The 20,499-nt window shown below is 40.7% G+C and carries 25 protein-coding genes; 22 read left to right on the forward strand and 3 right to left on the reverse strand.

The window, feature by feature from the left end; translation table 11 throughout:
- Positions 1-88: 88 nt before the first annotated feature.
- The 16 genes from I1J71_RS04210 to groL all read left to right on the forward strand — a co-directional run bounded on the left by I1J71_RS04210 (position 89) and on the right by groL (position 12,348).
- Positions 89-379 (forward strand): DUF4651 domain-containing protein, encoded by a 291-nt coding sequence (locus tag I1J71_RS04210; RefSeq protein ID WP_195183835.1) that lies wholly within the window; start codon positions 89-91, stop codon positions 377-379.
- Positions 376-693 carry a thioredoxin family protein gene (locus I1J71_RS04215; RefSeq protein ID WP_178895420.1) on the forward strand — a complete coding sequence of 106 codons (318 nt, stop codon included), beginning with the start codon at positions 376-378 and terminating at the stop codon, positions 691-693. The genes I1J71_RS04210 and I1J71_RS04215 overlap by 4 nt, the downstream gene beginning before the upstream one ends.
- 9 nt (positions 694-702) lie before the next feature.
- Entirely contained in the window at positions 703-1,329 is a 627-nt protein-coding gene (gene ytpR / locus I1J71_RS04220) for a YtpR family tRNA-binding protein (RefSeq protein ID WP_195183836.1), read from the forward strand.
- Positions 1,330-1,370: 41 nt separating this feature from the next.
- On the forward strand, positions 1,371-2,132 hold the full coding sequence (locus tag I1J71_RS04225) for an SDR family NAD(P)-dependent oxidoreductase (protein ID WP_195183837.1): 762 nt from the start codon (positions 1,371-1,373) through the stop codon (positions 2,130-2,132).
- Between the two features lie 73 nt (positions 2,133-2,205).
- Entirely contained in the window at positions 2,206-2,601 is a 396-nt protein-coding gene (locus I1J71_RS04230) for a single-stranded DNA-binding protein (protein ID WP_006155399.1), read from the forward strand.
- 190 nt (positions 2,602-2,791) lie between these two features.
- Positions 2,792-3,775 (forward strand): substrate-binding domain-containing protein, encoded by a 984-nt coding sequence (locus I1J71_RS04235; protein ID WP_195183838.1) that lies wholly within the window; start codon positions 2,792-2,794, stop codon positions 3,773-3,775.
- Entirely contained in the window at positions 3,775-5,091 is a 1,317-nt protein-coding gene (locus tag I1J71_RS04240; protein WP_004251849.1) for a sensor histidine kinase, read from the forward strand. The genes I1J71_RS04235 and I1J71_RS04240 overlap by 1 nt, the downstream gene beginning before the upstream one ends.
- Positions 5,092-5,097: 6 nt before the next feature.
- Entirely contained in the window at positions 5,098-5,781 is a 684-nt protein-coding gene (locus tag I1J71_RS04245) for a response regulator transcription factor (RefSeq protein ID WP_004251853.1), read from the forward strand.
- Positions 5,778-7,076, forward strand: a complete 1,299-nt coding sequence (locus I1J71_RS04250; protein WP_195183839.1) for an ABC transporter substrate-binding protein — start codon at positions 5,778-5,780, stop codon at positions 7,074-7,076. The genes I1J71_RS04245 and I1J71_RS04250 overlap by 4 nt, the downstream gene beginning before the upstream one ends.
- Positions 7,077-7,215: 139 nt before the next feature.
- Positions 7,216-7,650, forward strand: a complete 435-nt coding sequence (locus tag I1J71_RS04255) for a PTS sugar transporter subunit IIA (RefSeq protein ID WP_195183840.1) — start codon at positions 7,216-7,218, stop codon at positions 7,648-7,650.
- 14 nt (positions 7,651-7,664) lie between these two features.
- Positions 7,665-8,159 carry a PTS system mannose/fructose/N-acetylgalactosamine-transporter subunit IIB gene (locus I1J71_RS04260; RefSeq protein WP_195183841.1) on the forward strand — a complete coding sequence of 165 codons (495 nt, stop codon included), beginning with the start codon at positions 7,665-7,667 and terminating at the stop codon, positions 8,157-8,159.
- A gap of 57 nt (positions 8,160-8,216) precedes the next feature.
- Positions 8,217-9,059, forward strand: coding sequence for a PTS mannose/fructose/sorbose/N-acetylgalactosamine transporter subunit IIC (locus tag I1J71_RS04265; RefSeq protein ID WP_006151610.1), 843 nt, complete (start codon positions 8,217-8,219; stop codon positions 9,057-9,059).
- Positions 9,043-9,897, forward strand: coding sequence for a PTS system mannose/fructose/sorbose family transporter subunit IID (locus I1J71_RS04270; RefSeq protein WP_029689583.1), 855 nt, complete (start codon positions 9,043-9,045; stop codon positions 9,895-9,897). The genes I1J71_RS04265 and I1J71_RS04270 overlap by 17 nt, the downstream gene beginning before the upstream one ends.
- A 101-nt stretch (positions 9,898-9,998) precedes the next feature.
- Positions 9,999-10,292, forward strand: coding sequence for a DUF202 domain-containing protein (locus tag I1J71_RS04275; protein ID WP_195183842.1), 294 nt, complete (start codon positions 9,999-10,001; stop codon positions 10,290-10,292).
- A gap of 136 nt (positions 10,293-10,428) precedes the next feature.
- A complete protein-coding gene (groES, locus tag I1J71_RS04280; RefSeq protein ID WP_195183843.1) occupies positions 10,429-10,713 on the forward strand; it encodes a co-chaperone GroES in 285 nt (94 codons plus the stop codon).
- Positions 10,714-10,728: 15 nt separating this feature from the next.
- Positions 10,729-12,348, forward strand: a complete 1,620-nt coding sequence (gene groL / locus I1J71_RS04285; protein WP_195183844.1) for a chaperonin GroEL — start codon at positions 10,729-10,731, stop codon at positions 12,346-12,348.
- Between the two features lie 95 nt (positions 12,349-12,443).
- Here groL and serS read toward each other — a convergent pair whose 3' ends face one another.
- From serS to I1J71_RS04300, 3 genes are all read right to left on the reverse strand, one after another.
- On the reverse strand, positions 12,444-13,718 hold the full coding sequence (serS, locus tag I1J71_RS04290) for a serine--tRNA ligase (RefSeq protein WP_195183845.1): 1,275 nt from the start codon (positions 13,716-13,718) through the stop codon (positions 12,444-12,446).
- 213 nt (positions 13,719-13,931) lie between these two features.
- On the reverse strand, positions 13,932-14,303 hold the full coding sequence (locus tag I1J71_RS04295) for a DUF956 family protein (protein ID WP_195183846.1): 372 nt from the start codon (positions 14,301-14,303) through the stop codon (positions 13,932-13,934).
- Between the two features lie 2 nt (positions 14,304-14,305).
- The gene (locus tag I1J71_RS04300; protein ID WP_195183847.1) at positions 14,306-15,670 is read right to left on the reverse strand and encodes an aspartate kinase; all 1,365 of its coding nucleotides are present in this window, start codon (positions 15,668-15,670) and stop codon (positions 14,306-14,308) included.
- Between the two features lie 253 nt (positions 15,671-15,923).
- Between I1J71_RS04300 and I1J71_RS04305 the strand changes: the two genes are divergently transcribed.
- The 6 genes from I1J71_RS04305 to fabD all read left to right on the forward strand — a co-directional run bounded on the left by I1J71_RS04305 (position 15,924) and on the right by fabD (position 20,496).
- On the forward strand, positions 15,924-16,709 hold the full coding sequence (locus I1J71_RS04305; protein WP_195183848.1) for an enoyl-CoA hydratase: 786 nt from the start codon (positions 15,924-15,926) through the stop codon (positions 16,707-16,709).
- A gap of 91 nt (positions 16,710-16,800) precedes the next feature.
- The gene (locus tag I1J71_RS04310) at positions 16,801-17,235 is read left to right on the forward strand and encodes a MarR family winged helix-turn-helix transcriptional regulator (protein WP_006155246.1); all 435 of its coding nucleotides are present in this window, start codon (positions 16,801-16,803) and stop codon (positions 17,233-17,235) included.
- On the forward strand, positions 17,235-18,209 hold the full coding sequence (locus I1J71_RS04315) for a beta-ketoacyl-ACP synthase III (RefSeq protein WP_195183849.1): 975 nt from the start codon (positions 17,235-17,237) through the stop codon (positions 18,207-18,209). Before I1J71_RS04310 ends, I1J71_RS04315 begins: the two co-directional genes overlap by 1 nt.
- Positions 18,210-18,267: 58 nt before the next feature.
- Positions 18,268-18,492 (forward strand): acyl carrier protein, encoded by a 225-nt coding sequence (locus I1J71_RS04320; RefSeq protein WP_000257840.1) that lies wholly within the window; start codon positions 18,268-18,270, stop codon positions 18,490-18,492.
- A 116-nt stretch (positions 18,493-18,608) separates the two neighbouring features.
- Positions 18,609-19,583, forward strand: a complete 975-nt coding sequence (gene fabK / locus I1J71_RS04325) for an enoyl-[acyl-carrier-protein] reductase FabK (protein WP_004251880.1) — start codon at positions 18,609-18,611, stop codon at positions 19,581-19,583.
- On the forward strand, positions 19,576-20,496 hold the full coding sequence (fabD, locus tag I1J71_RS04330; protein WP_036756902.1) for an ACP S-malonyltransferase: 921 nt from the start codon (positions 19,576-19,578) through the stop codon (positions 20,494-20,496). Before fabK ends, fabD begins: the two co-directional genes overlap by 8 nt.
- Positions 20,497-20,499 lie beyond the last annotated feature (3 nt).

The raw sequence follows: 20,499 nt of genomic DNA on the forward strand, positions 1-20,499 counted from the left end.
CGACGAAATCGAATTCTAACGAATTACCGATTTCTGTCCCACTCTCTTTTTCATTGTTCCTTGAGCCTTTTTGTGTTACAATGTTAGCATGAAAACGAAAAATATCATTAAAACAGGTTTGGCATTAGTAGGTCTTGGAGCACTTGCTTTTGGAGCAAAGAAAGTAGCGGATGAGCACAAGCTTATGAAGACGCAAGAAGAGTTGACTGCTATTGTGCGTGACTATTTCTCAGAAATGGGTGAAATTGCGACTCTCTATGTCCAAGTATATGAAAGCAGCCTAGAGCGTCTCGTTGGCGGTGTCATTTTTGAAGATGGACGTCACTATACCTTTGTCTATGAAGATGAAGATCTCATCTACGAGGAGGAAGTCTTATGATTTCTCCTAAAAATATAGAAGAATTAGCAAATCTAGTAGAGCAGGATGGCAAGAAGGTCTTCCTTTTTGTTGCGGATTGGTGTGGCGATTGCCGTTATATCTATCCCGCCTTGCCAGAGATTGAAGAGACCAATCCAGAGTTTACTTTTATACGAGTCGACCGAGATGAATACATGGAACTTGCTAAACTTTGGGATGTATACGGGATTCCAAGTCTTGTTGTTTTAGACAAGGACAAGGAGATTGGGCGCTTTGTCAATCGTGATCGTAAAACCAAGGGGCAAATCAATGACTTTTTAGCAAGTTTGAAATAGGAGAAAAGAATGATTTTTACATACAATAAAGAACATGTCGGCGATGTCCTTATGGTCATCGTGAAGAACAGTGGTGACGCCAAGCTAGATGCTGAGCGTAAAGGCAATATTGCGCGTGTTTTTCTAAGAGAAACTGGTGAAACTGTCGCTTGGAATATTTTTGAAGTTTCTAGCTTGTTTGAGATTGAGAATCGTGGCCAAGTATTTCTAACAGACGACCAAGTGGCTCGTTTGAATCAAGAACTACAGGCTCAAGGATTTACTGAAGAAATCATCAATGATAAGGAACCAAAATTTGTCGTTGGAAAAATTCTAGAGATGGTTGCACATCCAGATAGTGACCATTTGAATATCTGCCAAGTTGCTGTTGGAAATGATAAAACCGTACAAATCGTTGCGGGTGCTCCTAATGCGCGTGTCGGATTGAAAACCATTGTAGCTCTTCCAGGTGCGATGATGCCAAAAGGCAATCTCATTTTTCCAGGGGAACTTCGTGGGGAAAAGAGTTTTGGGATGATGTGTAGTCCTCGTGAACTTGCCTTGCCAAATGCTCCGCAAAAACGTGGTGTCATTGAACTGTCAGACGACCAAGTTGTTGGAACTCCATTCGATCCGGCTAAACACTGGACAGCTTAATTGCTAACTAGTATCTATTAAACTAGATAGGAGAAAGTAAGATGGCAAAAAATGTTGTGATTACAGGTGCAACATCAGGTATTGGTGAAGCAATCGCGCGTGCCTATCTAGAAAAAGGTGAAAATATTGTTCTCACAGGACGTCGAACAGAAAGACTTGAAGCTCTAAAAGCAGAGTTTGCAGAAGCCTTTCCGAATCAAAATGTTTGGACCTTTCCGCTAGATGTAACCGATATGACAATGGTTAAGACTGTTTGTTCAGATATTCTTGAAGCAGTAGGTTCGATTGATGTTTTAGTTAATAACGCTGGACTTGCTTTAGGCTTAGCTCCTTATCAGGACTATGAAGAGTTGGATATGTTGACCATGTTAGATACCAATGTCAAGGGTTTGATGGCAGTTACACGTTGCCTCTTGCCTTCCATGATAGCAGCTAATCAAGGGCATATCATTAATATGGGTTCAACCGCAGGTATTTACGCCTATGCGGGTGCAGCAGTCTATTCAGCAACCAAGGCTGCAGTTAAAACCTTTTCGGATGGCTTAAGGATTGATACCATTGCTACAGATATCAAGGTGACCACTATTCAACCTGGTATTGTAGAGACTGATTTTTCAAAAGTCCGTTTCCATGGAGATGAGGCACGGGCGGCGACAGTCTATCAGGGACTCGAAGCCTTGCAGGCACAAGACATCGCTGATGCCGTTGTTTATGTGACCAGTCAACCACGTCGTGTACAAATCACAGATATGACAATCATGGCCAATCAACAAGCAACTGGATTTATGATTCATAGAGATTAATATTATTAAAAAAAGTTACAAATCTTGTAACTTTTTTTCTTTTCCTTCGAATAGATAAGTAGGAGGATGAAAAATGTATAATAAAGTTATTCTTATTGGAAGAATCGTGGCAACACCAGAATTGCACAAAACCAACAATGACAAGTCAGTTGCTCGTGCGACGATTGCCATTAATCGTCGTTTTAAGGATCAAAACGGGGAACGTGAAGCTGACTTCATCAATATTGTTGTCTGGGGTAAACTTGCTGAAACCTTGGCTAGCTATGCAAGTAAAGGCAGTCTTATTTCTGTGGATGGGGAGCTTCGTACCCGTAAGTTCGAGAAAAATGGTCAGACCAACTATGTGACCGAAGTTCTCGCTACAGGCTTCCAACTTTTAGAAAGTCGTGCCCAACGTGCTATGCGTGAAAATAATGCAGGTCAAGACTTAGCAGATTTGGTCTTGGAAGAGGAGGAACTTCCTTTCTAGGATCAATTATAGAAAAAAGCTGGTTCGTTTATAGACCAGCTTTTTCTATTGTTTCTAGTTATATTATTCGGAAATTACTTCTTAAGATAGGTCAAATAAATGTACTTGTACAATAAAATCAAGCACTTTTTTTGAAAAAGTAGTAGAATAAAGTAATATATATTCAAAATTTTCAGAAAAGGAATAAAATTTGAAGGAAAATAAAGAGAAAAAAGAATTGTTGAAATGGCTGATAAAGCGTATATTACTGATAATTCCAGTGGTTTGTATTCTCTTTTGGATTTTTGGCCGTTGTCAAACAAGTGGCATCAAGGATCAGACTAAAATTGGTGTAACCTATATGACCATGAACAATGAGTTCTATAAAAGTATTCATTCGGAAATTAGTCGAATTTCCGATGAAAGAGGAGCTCTTGTTTGCGTCCGAGATCCAGAATTGGATGAAGAAAGGCAGAGCCAGCAGATTGATGGTTTTTGTGCTCAAAAAGTTGATGTGATTGTGATCAATCCGGTCAAGGGGGATAGTCAGTCCATTTTAACTGCTCTTGAAAAAGCTAGAAAACAAGGAATTAAAATCATTGCAGTCGATACCCAACTGAAAAATTTTAAGCCCGATGCAAGTATTGTATCTGATAACTACCAAGCGGGAGTATTGATTGCTAAAGAGCTGATGAAACGTTCCTCTAGCGCTCGGGTCCTCCTTTTGGAGCATAAAGGGACTGTTTCAGCAGATATGCGGATTCAGGGGTTTAAAGACACTATAGAGGGGCACAGTTCTTATCAGATTGTATCGGAACTAGAAACCAAGGGGCAAACGGAGATCGCCATGCCGGCTGTCCAGAATTTTTTACAATCAGGGGTTGAAATTGATACCTTGGTTGCCTTAAATGACCGCTCGGCTATAGGAGCTTTAGCTGCAATTAAGGAGCAAGGAAATAGCCAGTCCATTGCAATTTATGGAATCGATGGCTCACCAGATATGAAATCCTTGTTGCATTCGACAGATGATGTAGTGGGAACCGTTGCTCAATCTCCCTTGAAGATGGGAGACCGTGTTATGGAAGTTATCCAAGATATTTCTGAAGGGAAGAGCTATACCAAAGAGGTGATCATTCCAGTTAAAATGATGACAAAGGAAAACATTGATCAGTTTGATGTGAATGGGTGGCAGTAATGAGAAAGTTTAGAGGTGTTCGATACAGTTTGGCCATTCTTATGGTCGTGAATTTTATTGCTGTTATGCTCAACAGCATCATCTATCTTCAAGCAACCAACTATATCATCGCTCAACGCCAAGCCTCTCTATTATTGGAGCGCCTAGAGCGTATTCCTTTTGCTCCATCTACGACTTTTTGGTTGTCAGCAATCTTATTTGCTGGGATTGCCTTAATATCAATGAGTCGTTATAGACCTCAAACAAGTCGATGGTCTATTTTTGATAAGAGGAATCTTCTGGAGATTCTCCTGATGCTACTTTTGATGTGGGTTCAGAACATAGCTTATAACGGGCTCATTCTCTTGGTTTTTGCGGATATCTTCTATGGCTCCAAAGAGTTGAATACCAAGAGAGATCGGAAGTATTGGTTTGCCTTTATCCTAGTGAGCTTCTTGATGCTCCTTGTAACTAATTCAGACGTCTTTTCGCTTTTCTTCCCGATTCCTTCTCTTGATACCTATATTCATTTTTATCCTGAATCTATCCGTATTTTGGCCTTTTTCTTAAAGAATTCCCTCTACGCCTTGAATATGGTACTCTTCATTATTTCACTTTTATTTTATATCATGAATGTCCTTGCGGAAAACCATGAAGTTGAACAAGAGCTGGCCATGGTGTCCAAGGTTAATACCGAGTTGAACAACTATATGGCCTTATCTGAGAAGATTGCAGAGGATCGGGAGCGCAAGCGGATTGCTCGGGAGATTCACGATACCTTGGGACACGCGTTAACAGGGATTTCAGCAGGTTTAGATGCTGTCGGGGTCTTGATTGATATCAATCCAAGTCGTGCCAAAGAGCAGGTAAAAAACGTATCAGAAGTCGTCCGTGAAGGAATCCAGGATGTGAGAGGCTCTCTCAATCGCCTTCGTCCAGGAGCCCTTGAGGAGCGAACTCTCAAAGATGCTTTAGAAAAGACAATCCGCGAGTACCAAATTCTTTCAAACTTGCAAGTTGATCTCAACTATGAATGGATCGATGTCGATATGGACGTCATGATTGAAGATACAATCTTTCGTGTGATACAAGAGTCTATGACTAATGCGGTTCGCCACGGTCATGCCAGCCACATGGACCTCCATTTTTTTGAGGACGAAGAAGATTACATGATTGAGTTGCAGGATAATGGAGTTGGGTTTGAAACCTTGACCTATGGCTACGGACTCAAACAGATGATGGAGCGTATTTCAATTCTAGGAGGCCAGCTTCAATTTGAAAGTCGCGATGGATTTTTCACACGTGTTAGTTTACCAAAATATAAAGAAGGGAGATAATAGATGATGATAAAAGTAATGGTGGCGGATGACCAGTCCTTGATTCGAGAATCTCTGAAAATTATTTTGTCGGCCTACTCAGATATTGAAGTGGTAGCCACAGTGGAAGATGGGAATCATGTCTTGTCTAGCATTCCACACTCGCATCCGGATTTAATCTTAATGGATATTCGGATGCCAGGCATGGATGGGGTTTTGGCTACAAAAGAAGTAAAAGAGCACTATCCGGATATCAAAATTATTATTTTAACAACCTTTGACGATGATGAATTTATCTATAGTGCGCTCAAGTATGGTGCTTCAGGGTATCTCTTAAAAGGAGCCTCGACAGAGGAGCTTTATGAAGCTATTAAGGTGGTGCATCAGGGAGGAGCAATGATCAACCCTGATATCGCAAGCAAGGTCTTTCAAATTTTCTCGCAAATGGCCAAATCAAATTTCTCTATTGCTGTGGATGAGGATAACGTTAAGGATTTGAGCACGACGGAATGGCGCATTATCCAAGAGATTGGCTATGGTGAGTCAAATAAAGAGATTGCGGCTAAACTCTTCTTATCAGAAGGAACTGTTCGTAATTACTTATCAACGATTTTGTCGAAATTAAACCTAAGAGATCGAACGCAATTAGCGATTTGGTCAGTCCAAACAGGAGTGACCAGACGCGATTTTTCAAAAGGAAATACGGAATGAAATTAAAGCGAAAGCATCTTTATTTTGGGGTTGGACTCCTTATTATGCTCTGTGTAAGTGCGGGGGTTTATTGGTGGAAACAGCAACCGACCGTCCTTCATATAGGAGTTTATGCAGGCTCTAGTTGGGATGTACCGACCAGTCAACGTTCTCATGCATTGGATCTTGCGATCCAAAAATTTGAAAAGTCCCATCCTAATGTCCGTGTGGAATATGAAAATGGAATTCCGCAGTCGGAATATTCAAACTGGCTCTCAGAAAAAATTGTATCAGGAAAGACCCCTGATGTGTTTATGGTTTCTGAGAAAGATTTGTCCTTATTGGCGGCACGTGGCGTTTTAGAAAAGTTAAACGGCTATATGAATAAAGAAGACCAAGTTGCTTTTTATCCTGTTGCATTTGAATCAGGTGTCTATCAGGGGCAAACCTATGCCTTGCCATATGAAAGTAATCCTATTTTGATGTGTGTCAATAAAGATTTGCTGGATAAAGAAGGCATTGAGGTTCCCAAAGAAGGTTGGAGCTTGGAAGAGTTCTATACAATTTGTAAAAAACTAACCAAAGATACTAATGGAGATGGTCAATTGGATCAGTTTGGGAGTACAGAATATACCTGGAAAGAAGCTTTGGCAGCAAATGGGGGTAGTCTCTTTCAAGGTGGGATGCTCAAACTTACGGCTCCAGAAGTCAAAGAATCTTTGACTTTTTTACAAAAATTGGAAGAACTGAATAAGAACTATAAGGTGAGTTCCAAAGATTTTGACCAGGGGAAAGTAGCGTTTTACCCCATGACTTTGGCTCAATATAGGACTTATAAACCTTATCCCTATCATGTTTCCAAATATTCAAACTTCACCTGGACCTGTATTCCTATGCCTGCTAAGTCAAAAACCACCAAGGCGACTTTGGTTACGACTACTTCTTTTGCCATGTCAGCTCGGACTCCTCATTCAAAGTTGGCTTGGGAGTTGATGCAAGTGTTGACAGAGGATCCAGAAATCCAACAAACTCTTTTTGCTGAATCTCAAGGGATTTCTGTCATGCCTGATGTAGTCAAGAGTCGTTCTAGCAAAGATCTTCTGCAAGTGGATGATTTTGGGGCAGATTCCTTAACCAATCAGACCTTGAATCGTATCATGGAACAAGCTGTTGAGAGTAGTCCCAAGAATGTATCCAAAGAAGTGTTAGAAAAGCTGGACTATTTGATTAGCAATGCTTTACGCGATCAGGATGTTGAAAATCGCCTGCCGCAAATTCAAAGGGAGATTGAAAGTAGTCTTCAGGTAGGAGTTTAAAGAAAATAAGATGACATTGTGTCAAGTGACAGATGTCATTTTTTTGTTGCTAAATGTCATGTTTATAATGTGACATTTGACAATATAAAAGCGCTTCCAAATAATCTACAATAGAGTCAAATAAAGGAGGCGTAGCAAAATGAAATACCTCATTTTAGTCAGTCATGGTGGATTGGCAGAAGGGCTAAAAACATCGCTAGCTATGTTTGCTGGTGACAAGATGAATCAGGTCATTGCAGTCGGACTTAAAGAAGGAAAATCGGTCGATGACTTTGCAGTTGACTTTAGAGAGAGCATTTCAGAATTGACAGCAGATGATTCTGTGCTGGTCTTGGCAGATATTGTAGGTGGTAGTCCATTAACCACGGCAGCCACTGTCCTAGAAGAAGCTGGAAAGCTAGATGGAACTTTGATTCTTGGTGGGATGAATCTCACCATGGCCTTGACAGCAGTTGTGATGAAGGATGTGTTGGATGGAGACGATTTGTCAGCAACTATCTTATCAGAAGCACAATCTGCACTACAACCTTTTGAAGTTTCAGCCACTAGTGCTGAAGAAGATGATGATATTTAATAGGGAGGTACCTTATGGTAGTAACATTTGTACGGATTGATGATCGCATGATTCACGGTCAAACAGTCACACGCTGGGCAAAAGAAAAACCATGTGATGGTTTGATTGCTGTAAACGATGCAGCAGCATCAAACAAGGTTTTGATCCAAGCTTACAAAGGAGCATCAGACAAGAAAACCTTTGTATGGACAAAAGAAGCCTTTAAAGAAAAGTCAGCAAAAGTAACGGAATCTGACAGTCGGTACTTCTTGATTACCAAAAACCCAATCGATATGAAGGAAATTTTGGTGGATCAAGGTTTTGTCCCAGGAGATGTTAAAGAAATCATCGTTGGCCCTGCAAATGATCGTCCTGGTGCAGTGAAATTGGGCAATAACCAATCCATCACTCAGGAAGAAGCAGAAGCCTTCCAAGCTATTCAAGCAACAGGATATAAGGTTAAATTCCAATTGTTGCCGGATGTCTCAATTGGTTACTGGGATGATTTCAAATCTAAATTTGGTTTTTAAACCTAACAGTTTTATTAGTTAGGTAAATAAATTTACAAACAAAAAGGAGCGTTTGTTATGACAATTTCATGGATTCAAGCAATCTTGCTTGCAGTTTTCGCCAGCTTGTCTTCAATGCCTGGTATGGGTGGTTCCAGTATCGGTAACTATACACTCGGTCGTCCCTTGATTGGTGGGTTGATCTCAGGTTTAATTCTTGGAGATGTGACAACCGGTATTATGGTCGGGGTTGCCCTTCAAGTAGTTTATATCGCCTTGGTAACACCTGGTGGAACCGTATCTGCCGACGTTCGTGCAATCTCTTATATCGGTGTTCCTCTTGCTATCTTGTTTGTGCATGCAAATCACATCACAGACGAAGCTGGAATTGCAGCAGCTGCAGCTCCAATCGGTGCAGCCGTTGGGACAATAGGTACTGTTCTTTTCTACGGTACAGCTACAATGAACTTGCTTTGGCAACATATTGGTTGGAAAGCCGTTGAAGAAGGAAACTTCAAAAAACTCTACGCAGTTGACTGGGTTTATCCTTGGATTTCTCACTTCCTCTTCTCTTTCCTTCCAACTATGATTATCACCAAATATGGTGAAAACATGGTTGATTTGATGAAACTTTACCTTCCTATGGATGGTTTCTGGATGAAAGCCCTCTTTACAGTTGGAGCCCTTCTCCCATGTGTCGGTATTGCTATCTTGTTGAAACAAATTGTTACAAAAGCAACTGACTTCATTCCATTCTTTGTTGGATTTACCTTGGCTAAATCTCTAGGATTGAACTTGGTAGCTAGTGCTGTTGTTTCATTAATCTTTGCAGTAATCTACTATGAACTTGAAGTGATTAAATCTATGAAAGCAGCTCCGGCTGGAGTGGTGTACGTAGACGATGATGAGGAGGATATTTAAGATGGCTGATAGAAAGAAAATTTCAAAGAAAACATTAGCAAAAGCATTTCATCATTGGTATTATGGCCATTTGACTTGTTTCTCTCAAGAACACATGCAAACCTTCGGGTACTTAACTTCAATGCTTCCAATTGTAGAAGAGATGTATGATACAAAAGAAGAACAAAAAGATGCCATGCAAACCTATACCGCCTTTTTCAATACTGAACCGCAACTTGGATCCCTTGTTGTAGGGATTACAGCTGGTTTGGAAGAAGCGCGTGCAAATGGAGATGCAGTAGATGGTGAAACCATCAATGGGATGCGTGCCGGTTTGATGGGACCAATCGCTGGTATTGGTGACTCTTTGATCGTTGGTACCTTGATTCCAGTTCTTTTGGGGATTGCACTTGGTCTTTCAAAAGGTGGTAACGTCGCTGGTGCTATCTTCTACATCGTTGTGTGGAATTTCCTAGTCTACTTTGGTATGCGCTTTGCCTTCTTTAAAGGGTATCAATTAGGGGATAAAGCCGTTGAATTTCTTGTAGGACCAAAAGGACAAGCTCTTCGTAAAGCGATCAGCGTTGTTGGTGGTATGGTTATTGGTGCCGTAGCAGCGACTTGGGTCTCTGTTACAACAGCACTCGAATTCAAAAATGCTAACGGAGAAGCCTTCCTTAAAATTCAAGAAAAGATTGATGGTGTTTATCCAGGTCTCTTGACAGCAACCTTCATCACTATTTGCTGGTGGTTGATGTCTAAGAAAAAAGTTTCACCAAACAAAGTCATGTTAATTCTAGTTGTTGTTGCCTTAATTGGTGTTGCTCTAGGTATCTTTGACCCACATCTTAATTACTAAGGTCGAGAGAACCCCATATTTACTAGTAAAAATTTTGAGAATGAAGTAAACTAATCTCCTTCTCTTACACTTCATTCTCAATTTTTATCAGGAGGATTTTCATGGTTACAAAACAAGAACTTGTTAATGGATATGAAACAGAAATTAAGTATCAACGCCACATGCTTGAAAATTTGGGTCGTTGGTTCAGTTTGCTCTTTATCACTGCTAGTATTGGTGTGGTATTGATTTATCTTTTTCATAAAACCTTCCTCCCACTCTTAATTTTCGGAATTTTACTTGCCTTGGTTGGAATCTTGGGTATGGTGGTTTTTGGATATGGTATCTACCGCGGTCGGATCAATCTCCAAAAGGTTATCGATGATTTCAATCAAAAGTTGACGATTCTCAATTGATATTAAAGGAACATCTCTTTCACTTTAGAGGTGTTTTTTTCTTGACTATTTCTGACTAAGTGATACAATAGAACTATGGTTTAGCACTCGTGGATAAAGAGTGCTAATAATATGATTGTCTTATGGAGGAAAGCAGATGTTGAAACCATTAGGAGACCGCGTGGTCTTGAAAATTGAAGAAAAAGAACAAACTGTTGGAGGCTTTGTCCTGGCAGGATCAGCCCAAGAAAAAACAAAAACAGCTAAAGTTGTAGCTACTGGGGAAGGTGTTCGCACCTTGAACGGTGATTTGGTTGCTCCAAGTGTAAAGGTTGGAGATCAGGTTTTAGTGGAAGCTCATGCAGGTATTGATGTCAAAGATGGGGATGAAAAATATACCATCGTAGGTGAAGCTAACATCTTAGCAATTGTGGAAGAATAATAGGAGGAAATAAGTATGTCAAAAGAGATTAAATTTTCATCTGATGCACGCTCAGCAATGGTCCGTGGCGTTGATATCCTAGCTGATACTGTTAAAGTGACCTTGGGACCTAAAGGCCGTAACGTTGTTCTTGAAAAATCATTTGGTTCACCATTGATTACCAATGATGGGGTGACAATCGCTAAAGAAATTGAACTAGAAGACCATTTTGAAAATATGGGTGCCAAATTGGTATCAGAAGTAGCTTCTAAAACTAACGATATTGCTGGTGACGGAACAACTACTGCGACAGTCTTGACACAAGCAATTGTTCGTGAAGGGATCAAAAACGTTACGGCTGGCGCAAACCCAATCGGTATCCGTCGTGGGATTGAAGCAGCGGTTGCTGCAGCTGTAGAAGCCTTGAAGAACAATGCCATTCCTGTTGCTAACAAAGAAGCGATTGCGCAGGTTGCTGCTGTCTCATCTCGTTCTGAAAAAGTAGGTGAGTACATCTCTGAAGCCATGGAAAAAGTTGGTAAAGATGGAGTTATCACTATTGAAGAATCACGTGGTATGGAAACAGAGCTTGAAGTTGTAGAAGGAATGCAGTTTGACCGTGGTTATCTATCTCAGTACATGGTTACTGATAATGAAAAAATGGTTGCAGACCTTGAAAATCCATACATTTTAATTACTGACAAGAAAATCTCAAATATCCAAGAAATCTTGCCACTTTTAGAAAGCATTCTTCAAAGTAGCCGTCCACTCTTGATCATTGCTGATGATGTTGACGGTGAAGCTCTGCCAACCCTTGTTTTGAACAAGATTCGTGGAACTTTCAACGTCGTTGCTGTTAAGGCGCCTGGTTTCGGTGACCGTCGCAAAGCTATGCTCGAAGACATTGCCATCTTGACAGGTGGAACAGTTATCACAGAAGACCTTGGTCTCGAGTTGAAAGATGCTACCATCGAAGCTTTAGGTCAAGCAGCTAAAGTGTCTGTTGATAAAGATAGCACAGTTATTGTAGAAGGTGCAGGAAATCCTGAAGCAATTGCTAATCGTGTCGCTGTCATCAAGTCTCAAATTGAAACAACAACTTCAGAATTTGACCGTGAAAAACTCCAAGAACGCTTGGCTAAATTGTCAGGCGGAGTAGCAGTTATCAAGGTCGGTGCTGCAACTGAAACTGAGTTGAAGGAAATGAAACTCCGTATCGAAGATGCCCTTAACGCGACTCGTGCAGCTGTTGAAGAAGGTATCGTTGCCGGAGGTGGGACTGCCCTTGTTAATGTTATCTCTGCTGTTGCGTCCTTGGATTTAGAAGGTGATGAAGCAACAGGACGCAACATTGTTCTTCGTGCCTTGGAAGAACCAGTTCGCCAAATTGCCTACAATGCAGGCTATGAAGGTTCAATCGTTATCGATCGTTTGAAAAATGCAGAAGCTGGTACAGGCTTCAACGCTGCAACAGGTGAATGGGTGAACATGATTGAAGCAGGTATTATCGACCCTGTTAAGGTTAGCCGTTCAGCCCTTCAAAACGCAGCTTCAGTAGCAAGTTTGATTCTAACAACAGAAGCCGTTGTGGCTAATAAACCAGAACCTGTAGCACCAGCTCCAGCTATGGATCCATCAATGATGGGTGGTTACTAATAAATAAAAACAGGTAGAAATCATGATTTCTACCTGTTTCTTTTGAATCACTTAAAAAGAGGGAGCTCAGCTTCCTCTTTTTTTATCTGAAATTGTTATGGTTTGATAACTTCAGCTCCACCCATGTATGGACGAAGGACTTCAGGAATAGTAACAGAACCATCTTCGTTTTGATAGTTTTCAAGAATAGCAGCAACGGTACGTCCAACAGCAAGTCCAGAACCGTTCAAGGTGTGGAGAAGTTTAACCTTACCATCTGCTTCGTCACGATAACGGATTTGGGCACGACGTGCTTGGAAATCTTCTGTATTTGAACAGCTTGAAATTTCACGGTAGGTATTTTGTGCTGGGATCCAAACTTCCAAGTCGTAAGTCTTAGCAGCTGAGAAGCCCATATCTCCTGTAGAAAGAGCAACTACACGGTATGGCAAGTTGAGTTTTTGAAGGATGTTTTCAGCGTTAGCTGTCATCTTTTCTAGTTCTTCGTATGATTCTTCAGGTTTGGCAAATTTCACCATTTCTACCTTGTGGAATTGGTGCAAACGAATCAAACCGCGAGTATCACGACCAGCTGAACCAGCTTCAGAACGGAATGATGGGCTCATAGCAGTAAAGTAGATTGGCAAGTCTTTTCCGTCAAGAATTTCATCACGATAGTAGTTAGTCAAAGGTACTTCAGCTGTAGGAATGAGGACATAGTTGGTATCACTGAGCTCAAAAGTATCTTCCTTGAATTTTGGATATTGACCAGTACCAAACATAGAATCATGGTTAACCATGTAAGGGGTGATGACTTCAGTATAACCTTCCTTACCATGCTCATCTAGCATAAAGTTGTAGATGGCACGTTCCAAACGAGCTCCAAGGCCTTTATAGAAGAGGAAGCGGGCACCGGTAACTTTTCCACCACGTTCCCAGTCGAGAATGCCAAGGTCTTCGCCAAGATCCCAGTGAGCTTTTGGTTCGAAATCAAACTGACGAGGAGTTCCCCAACGGCGAACTTCTACGTTATCATCTTCGTCAGCGCCGATAGGAACGCTATCAGCTGGGATGTTTGGAAGAGTAGTAGTAAATTCTGTTAATTTAGCGTCAATTTCTGCCAATTCTGCGTCTAGTGCTTTGACTTCAGCAGATAGGGTTTGCATGGCAGCAATCTTGTCATCTGCATTTTCCTTATTGCGCTTAGCTTGAGCGATTTCAGCAGAGACAGTGTTACGCTCAGCCTTGAGAGTTTCAACCTTAACCAAGATGTCACGACGTTTAGCATCGATTTCTTTCATCTCGTTCAAGATAGCAGCATCTACACCACGTGTAGCCAATTTTTCTGCGACAGCATCAAAGTCTGTACGAATACGTTTGATATCTAACATATAAACTCCTTTATGAAAAAAGCACACCTGACAAAGCGTTGGAGTGGCAGGGCCACGGTTCCATCCAACTTCACAGGTGTGCACTTGATTCTGTATTTGATTTGAAACAACGGTAGAATTTCACCTATCTCTCCTATCTGCTCGCAGCATCCGCAGACTTTCTGGAAGAAGAGGATAACCTACTTATCCGTTTCTATGATTATACTAAACTTTCTATTTTTTTGCAAATAGATTTTTGATTTTACGATCGATGATTTGGAGTAAGGTTGGAAGCTTCACAACCTTTTCATTTCCTAGTTTTTCACGAGCAATTTTAAGAATTTTTCCAGAGTCTTTTGAAGCGAAGAGAAATTTTCCTTGGTCTGTGAATACTTCAAAATGGCGACTAACCTTACGGCCTGAAACATTGGCTCCGATTTGATTAACGCTAGACCATGGGATTTGAATATAATCCTCGACATTTCGGTCTGCGTAAAATTCTAGTGCTTGATCTCCAACAAGGAATTTTCCGACCTTTCCTGAAATGGAAAGATAGGAAGTTCCAGTTGTTTGTAGGTCAATGACTTTGTTGAGAGATTGTGCCATGTTTAGTCTTCCTTACTTTCACCGAAAAATGCTTGGTAGAGAGCCTTGATGGCAGCTTTTTCTTGGTCTTTTTGAACAACGAACATGATAGAAACTTCGCTCGAACCTTGTGACATCATTTGAATGTTGATATTGTTTTCAGATAAGGCACGAGTAGCTGTAGCAGTTACCCCGATATGGCGCTTCATTTTTTCTCCAACAATCATTATGATAGACAGGTCATGTTCGATTTCAGCGTGGTCAACTTCAGCTTTTTGAACTAATTGACGAAGGATTTCTTCTTCTTTGATAGGAGTTAATTCTCGTGAACGTAAAATGATAGATAGGTCATCGATACCAGTTGGCATATGTTCCCAACCAATATTCAGGTCTTCTAGAATTTGAAGCACTTTACGACCAAAACCAACTTCGCGGTTCATCAGGTACTTAGACATATTGATGCTGACAAATCCAGAGTCACCAGCAATCCCCACTACTGGGAATTCATCACTGCTGTGTTTCAGAACGATGCGAGTACCTGGATGGTCAGGATTATTGGTATTTTTGATAACAAGAGGGATTTTTCCGCGGTAGGCCGGAAGGAGAGCTTCGTCATGGAGCACTGAGAATCCTGCATAGGCCAATTCACGCATTTCACGGTAAGTCAATTCAGGGATTGAGTGTGGTTTGTGAATGATACCAGGGTGGGCAGCAAAAATTCCGTCAACATCAGTAAAGTTCTCATAAAGGTCTGCTTTGACCCCCGCAGCAATGATGGAACCAGTGATATCAGATCCACCACGTGAGAAGGTACAGATTTGATTCTCTTTAGTCACACCGAAGAATCCGGGAATAACCAGAACTTCCGTTCCATTATTGAGCTCTTCGATTTTATCATAACTTGAAGGAATGATACGAGCATTTCCAGGTTCGCTTGTAACAACAATCCCAGCCTCTCGTGGATGAACATAGCGCGCTTCTAAACCATTTTGGTTAAAGTAAGCTGCAATCAGTTTAGCGTTGTTATTTTCACCTGCAGCAAGGAAGGTATCGTAAAGAAATTCATTGTTTTCAATTGGAAGGGTAGCGAGAGTTCGTATGCTTTTAGAGATTCGTTCTAAAACAGCAGGTTTAAGCCCTAGTTCGCTAACCATTGCAGCGTAACGATCGATAATCCAATTTTGACTAGCACTGATATCATTTCCTGCTACATAATCACGATAATATTTAATCAAAGCATCCGTAACTTTGGTATCTTTAGCATCGCGCTTTCCTGGTGCAGACACAACTACAAAACGACGTTCAGGGTCACTTTTTACAATGTTTAAAACCTTTTTCAACTGGCTTGCAGAGGCGAGTGAACTTCCTCCAAATTTTACAACCTTCATAAGAACTCCTCAGTTAGTATTTTATAAGATTATAGCAGAAAGAAGGGCTTTTTTCAATCTGCAATAGGAAAGGCTGCATCATATTAGAGGTATGAACATGATTATCTTAACCTAGATATTTTAAGTATAGAAAATAATCTTTAAAAATCGGCTGATACACTTTTAATCGATTTTTGCTTGTGTAAATGGAAATAAAAAGATATACTTTGAAGATAAAATAATTTAATCAGCTTTTTAAATTAAAGGAGTGGCTATGAATCATATTATCTTTCAAATTCAAGACGATTTAGCGGTGATTACATTAAATCGTCCCGAGGTGGCAAATGGTTTCCATATTCCTATGTGTGAAGAAATTTTAAAAGCACTGGAATTAGCTGAAAAAGACGATTCTGTTTCATATATTCTCATCAATGCTGCAGGTAAGGTATTTTCTGTCGGTGGCGATTTAGTTGAAATGAAACGTGCTGTCGATGAGGATGATATTGCTTCCTTAACTCGAATTGCTGAATTGGTCAATACTATTTCTTATAAGATTAAACAGATTCCTAAACCTGTTATCATGGAAGTGGATGGAGCAGTTGCTGGAGCTGCAGCCAATATGGCCTTGGCAGTTGATTTCTGTATTGCATCTGACAAGTCTAAATTTATCCAGGCCTTTGTAGGTGTAGGATTGGCTCCTGACGCGGGTGGCTTATTCTTGCTGACAAGATCGCTCGGTGCAACTAGAGCAACTCAATTAGCTATGACTGGAGAAGCTTTCACCGCTGAAAAAGCAATGGAGGCAGGAGCTCTATATCGTCTATGTACTAGTGAACAATTAGAAAAAACAAGAGAACAATTGTTGAAGAAGTTGAGACGTGGTTCTTCAAATTCTTATGCAGCAATTAAAAAGCTCGTTTGGGAGAGTGAGTTCAAGCAGTGGCATGAATACGCCCAACTTGAATTGGAGCTACAAAAAACACTATCCTATACGGAAGATTTTAAAGAAGGTGTTCGGGCACATTCTGAAAGAAGACGTCCAAAATTTGTCGGGAAATAAAAAATACTTGCACTATTCTTTGAAGTTTGATATACTTTTCTTGTCAAATGTTTTGATTGTTAAACTTTTTTTGGTAAAGGAGGGAAGAGAAATGGACTACCAACAAGTCAATGACTATTTAACATCAATTTTTAACAACGTCCTAGTAATCGAGGAAGTAAGTTTGCGAGGTAGTCGTTTCAAGGATATCTCTATCAAAGAAATGCACACGATTGATGTTATCGGCAAGTATCCAGAAGTGACTCCGAGCCAAGTTTCCAAAGAGTTGATGGTAACTCTAGGGACTGTGACAACGAGTTTAAACAATTTGGAGAGAAAAGGATACATCGAACGTATCCGTTCAGATCAAGATCGTCGTGTAGTACATCTGCATTTGACAAAGAAAGGTCGTCTCGTTCACCGTCTTCATAAACGTTTCCATAAGGCCATGGTCGAAAGAATTATCGAAGGCATGAGTCCTGAAGAGATGGAAGTTATGGGTAAAGGGTTAACTAATCTTTATCACTTTTTGGAGGATTTGAAGTAATGGCTTTTGCAAAAATAAGCCAGGTCGCTCATTATGCTCCAGAGCAGATTATCACTAACGAAGACTTGGCTCAGGTCATGGATACGAGTGATGAATGGATCTCAAGTCGGACAGGGATTAAAGAACGCCATATTTCTAAGACAGAATCAACAGGAGATTTAGCGACAGAGGTTGCAAGACAACTTATAGAGAAGGCAGGGATTTCTGCTGATGAGCTAGATTTCATCATTATAGCAACTATGACACCTGACTCGATGATGCCTTCAACCGCAGCTCGTGTTCAGGCAAATATTGGCGCTCATAAAGCTTTTGCCTATGATTTAACAGCTGCTTGTAGTGGATTTGTTTTTGCCCTATCAACTGCAGAAAAGTTCATTTCTTCAGGAACATATCGTAAGGGTTTGGTTATCGGTAGTGAGACCATGTCAAAATCTTTGGATTGGTCTGACCGCTCAACAGCTGTCTTGTTCGGAGATGGAGCTGGTGGTGTACTACTTGAGGCAAGTGACCAAAAACATTTCTTAGCTGAAAATCTCAATAGCGATGGTTCTCGTGGTGAGTGTCTCACTTATGGACAGACAGGATTGATTTCACCATTTTCGATTCAAGAAGAACCAGATGTTTTCTTGAAAATGGATGGGAGAGCAGTTTTTGACTTTGCAATTCGAGACGTGGCTAAATCTATTAAACAGACCATCGAAAAAAGTCCAATATCAGCAGATGAACTCGATTATCTCTTGCTTCATCAAGCTAATATTCGAATTTTAGATAAGATGGCTAGAAAAATCGGTGTCGATCGTGACAAGCTTCCTGCTAATATGATGAAGTATGGAAATACTAGTGCGGCAAGTATCCCGATTTTACTTTCTGAGTGTGTAGAAGAAGGGCTCATCCATTTGGATGGTAGCCAAAAAATTCTCTTGTCAGGTTTCGGTGGAGGTTTGACATGGGGCACACTTATTGTTACAATTTAGGTAATCATGTGGTGATCACATTGTTATAAAAAAACTATTTATTTTAAAGGAGTCTATCATGGCAGTATTTGAAAAAGTACAAGAAATTATCGTTGAAGAACTTGGAAAAGATGCATCAGAAGTAACGCTTGAATCTACTTTTGATGATTTGGATGCAGATTCATTGGACTTGTTCCAAGTAATCTCAGAAATCGAAGACGCTTTTGATATCCAAATCGAAGCTGAAGACAACTTGAAAACAGTTGGCGACTTGGTTGCTTACGTTGAAGAGCAAACTAAATAATTAGAATAAATAAAGAAGGAGTAGGGGAGACCCGCTCCCTCTTGTTTAGGTAATAGTTTGACCGTCAAATTATAATAAAGTCGAACTATTACGTAAGCAAGACTTATGGAGGCAATATGAAAACACGTATCACTGAACTATTAAATATTAAATATCCTATCTTCCAAGGTGGAATGGCCTGGGTAGCAGATGGCGATTTGGCTGGAGCTGTTTCAAAAGCTGGTGGTCTCGGTATCATTGGTGGAGGAAACGCACCTAAAGAAGTGGTTAAAGCCAACATCGATAAGATTAAATCTTTAACAGACAAGCCTTTTGGTGTCAATATCATGCTCTTGTCTCCATTTGTTGATGATATTGTTGACCTTGTGATTGAAGAAGGGGTTAAGGTAGTCACAACTGGTGCAGGAAACCCAAGTAAATATATGGAGCGATTTCATGAAGCAGGAATCACCGTTATTCCTGTAGTTCCTAGCGTAGCTTTGGCTAAACGTATGGAAAAAATCGGTGCAGATGCTGTCATTTGTGAAGGTATGGAAGCCGGTGGACACATTGGTAAATTAACAACCATGACCTTGGTTCGTCAAGTTGCGGCGGCTGTTTCAATTCCTGTTATCGCTGCAGGTGGTATTGCAGATGGTGAGGGAGCTGCTGCTGGATTTATGCTTGGTGCGGAAGCTGTGCAAGTAGGAACTCGTTTTGTAGTTGCCAAAGAATCAAATGCTCATCCAAACTACAAAGCTAAGATTTTAAAAGCTCGTGATATTGATACAACTATTTCAGCACAACATTTTGGTCATGCAGTTCGTGCTATCAAAAATCAATTGACTCGTGATTTCGAGCAAGCTGAAAAAGATGCCTTTAAACAAGAAAATCCAGACCTAGAAATCTTTGAACAAATGGGCGCTGGAGCCTTAGCTAAGGCTGTTGTCCATGGTGATGTAGATGGCGGTTCAGTAATGGCCGGCCAGATTGCAGGTTTGGTATCTAAAGAAGAAACTGTTGAAGAAATCTTAAAAGATATCTACTATGGTGCAGCTGAGAAAATTCAAAAAGAAGCCGCTCGTTGGGCAGGAGTTACAAGAAATGACTAAAACAGCCTTTCTATTTGCAGGTCAAGGAGCCCAGTACCTTGGAATGGGTCGTGAACTATACGACCAATATGCTATCGTCAAGGAAACAATCGACCAAGCTAGCCAGGTCTTAGGTTATGATCTTCGTGACTTGATTGATAACGATGAAACGAAGCTAAATCAGACTCGGTACACACAACCAGCTATTTTGGCTACATCCGTTGCCATTTACCGATTACTAAAGGAGAAAGGTTACCAACCAGATATAGTGGCAGGCCTGTCTCTTGGTGAATATTCTGCCCTTGTAGCTAGTGGCGCCTTGGATTTTGAAGATGCGGTGGCTCTAGTTGCTAAACGTGGGGCTTATATGGAAGAAGCGGCACCTGCTGGGTCTGGTAAAATGGTAGCCGTACTCAATACTCCAGTTGAAGTTATTGAACAAGCTTGTCAAGAAGCTTCTCAACTTGGCGTTGTAACTCCAGCTAACTACAATACCCCAAGTCAAATTGTTATTGGTGGTGAGGTGGTTGCTGTGGATCGTGCAGTTGAACTCTTGCAAGAAGCAGGAGCAAAACGCTTAATTCCGCTAAATGTTTCTGGACCTTTCCATACAGCTTTATTGGAATCTGCTAGTCAAAAATTGGCTCAAGTCTTAGAAGATGTTGAGTTTAATGATTTTGCTTGTCCACTTGTTGGTAATACAGAAGCAAAGGTCATGGAAAAAGAACGAATTGCAGAACTCTTGACTCGTCAAGTTAAGGAACCTGTGCGTTTCTATGAAAGCATTGCAGTCATGCAAGAAGCTGGTGTGACGCGTTTTATCGAGATTGGTCCTGGGAAAGTCTTGTCAGGATTTGTTAAAAAGATTGATAAAACTGCTCAACTTGCAAATGTGGAAGATCAAGCAAGTTTACAAGCACTCTTAGAAAATTAGACC

Origin of the sequence: Streptococcus infantis (assembly GCF_015546995.1) — a bacterium.
In the GTDB taxonomy this organism is placed as follows: Bacteria; Bacillota; Bacilli; order Lactobacillales; family Streptococcaceae; genus Streptococcus; species Streptococcus infantis_J.

Bases quoted from the DNA above. Each gene is read 5' to 3' on its own strand.
- I1J71_RS04275 (WP_195183842.1), top strand. From the start codon at position 9,999: ATGGTTACAAAACAAGAACTTGTTAATGGATATGAAACAGAAATTAAG.
- I1J71_RS04250 (WP_195183839.1), top strand. From the start codon at position 5,778: ATGAAATTAAAGCGAAAGCATCTTTATTTTGGGGTTGGACTCCTTATT.
- I1J71_RS04265 (WP_006151610.1), top strand. From the start codon at position 8,217: ATGACAATTTCATGGATTCAAGCAATCTTGCTTGCAGTTTTCGCCAGC.
- I1J71_RS04215 (WP_178895420.1), top strand. From the start codon at position 376: ATGATTTCTCCTAAAAATATAGAAGAATTAGCAAATCTAGTAGAGCAG.
- I1J71_RS04305 (WP_195183848.1), top strand. From the start codon at position 15,924: ATGAATCATATTATCTTTCAAATTCAAGACGATTTAGCGGTGATTACA.
- fabK (WP_004251880.1), top strand. From the start codon at position 18,609: ATGAAAACACGTATCACTGAACTATTAAATATTAAATATCCTATCTTC.
- ytpR (WP_195183836.1), top strand. From the start codon at position 703: ATGATTTTTACATACAATAAAGAACATGTCGGCGATGTCCTTATGGTC.
- I1J71_RS04245 (WP_004251853.1), top strand. From the start codon at position 5,098: ATGATAAAAGTAATGGTGGCGGATGACCAGTCCTTGATTCGAGAATCT.
- fabD (WP_036756902.1), top strand. From the start codon at position 19,576: ATGACTAAAACAGCCTTTCTATTTGCAGGTCAAGGAGCCCAGTACCTT.
- I1J71_RS04300 (WP_195183847.1), bottom strand. From the start codon at position 15,670: ATGAAGGTTGTAAAATTTGGAGGAAGTTCACTCGCCTCTGCAAGCCAG.
- groL (WP_195183844.1), top strand. From the start codon at position 10,729: ATGTCAAAAGAGATTAAATTTTCATCTGATGCACGCTCAGCAATGGTC.
- I1J71_RS04295 (WP_195183846.1), bottom strand. From the start codon at position 14,303: ATGGCACAATCTCTCAACAAAGTCATTGACCTACAAACAACTGGAACT.
- I1J71_RS04225 (WP_195183837.1), top strand. From the start codon at position 1,371: ATGGCAAAAAATGTTGTGATTACAGGTGCAACATCAGGTATTGGTGAA.
- I1J71_RS04210 (WP_195183835.1), top strand. From the start codon at position 89: ATGAAAACGAAAAATATCATTAAAACAGGTTTGGCATTAGTAGGTCTT.
- I1J71_RS04240 (WP_004251849.1), top strand. From the start codon at position 3,775: ATGAGAAAGTTTAGAGGTGTTCGATACAGTTTGGCCATTCTTATGGTC.
- I1J71_RS04255 (WP_195183840.1), top strand. From the start codon at position 7,216: ATGAAATACCTCATTTTAGTCAGTCATGGTGGATTGGCAGAAGGGCTA.
- I1J71_RS04230 (WP_006155399.1), top strand. From the start codon at position 2,206: ATGTATAATAAAGTTATTCTTATTGGAAGAATCGTGGCAACACCAGAA.
- I1J71_RS04320 (WP_000257840.1), top strand. From the start codon at position 18,268: ATGGCAGTATTTGAAAAAGTACAAGAAATTATCGTTGAAGAACTTGGA.
- I1J71_RS04260 (WP_195183841.1), top strand. From the start codon at position 7,665: ATGGTAGTAACATTTGTACGGATTGATGATCGCATGATTCACGGTCAA.
- I1J71_RS04270 (WP_029689583.1), top strand. From the start codon at position 9,043: ATGAGGAGGATATTTAAGATGGCTGATAGAAAGAAAATTTCAAAGAAA.
- I1J71_RS04315 (WP_195183849.1), top strand. From the start codon at position 17,235: ATGGCTTTTGCAAAAATAAGCCAGGTCGCTCATTATGCTCCAGAGCAG.
- I1J71_RS04310 (WP_006155246.1), top strand. From the start codon at position 16,801: ATGGACTACCAACAAGTCAATGACTATTTAACATCAATTTTTAACAAC.
- serS (WP_195183845.1), bottom strand. From the start codon at position 13,718: ATGTTAGATATCAAACGTATTCGTACAGACTTTGATGCTGTCGCAGAA.
- groES (WP_195183843.1), top strand. From the start codon at position 10,429: ATGTTGAAACCATTAGGAGACCGCGTGGTCTTGAAAATTGAAGAAAAA.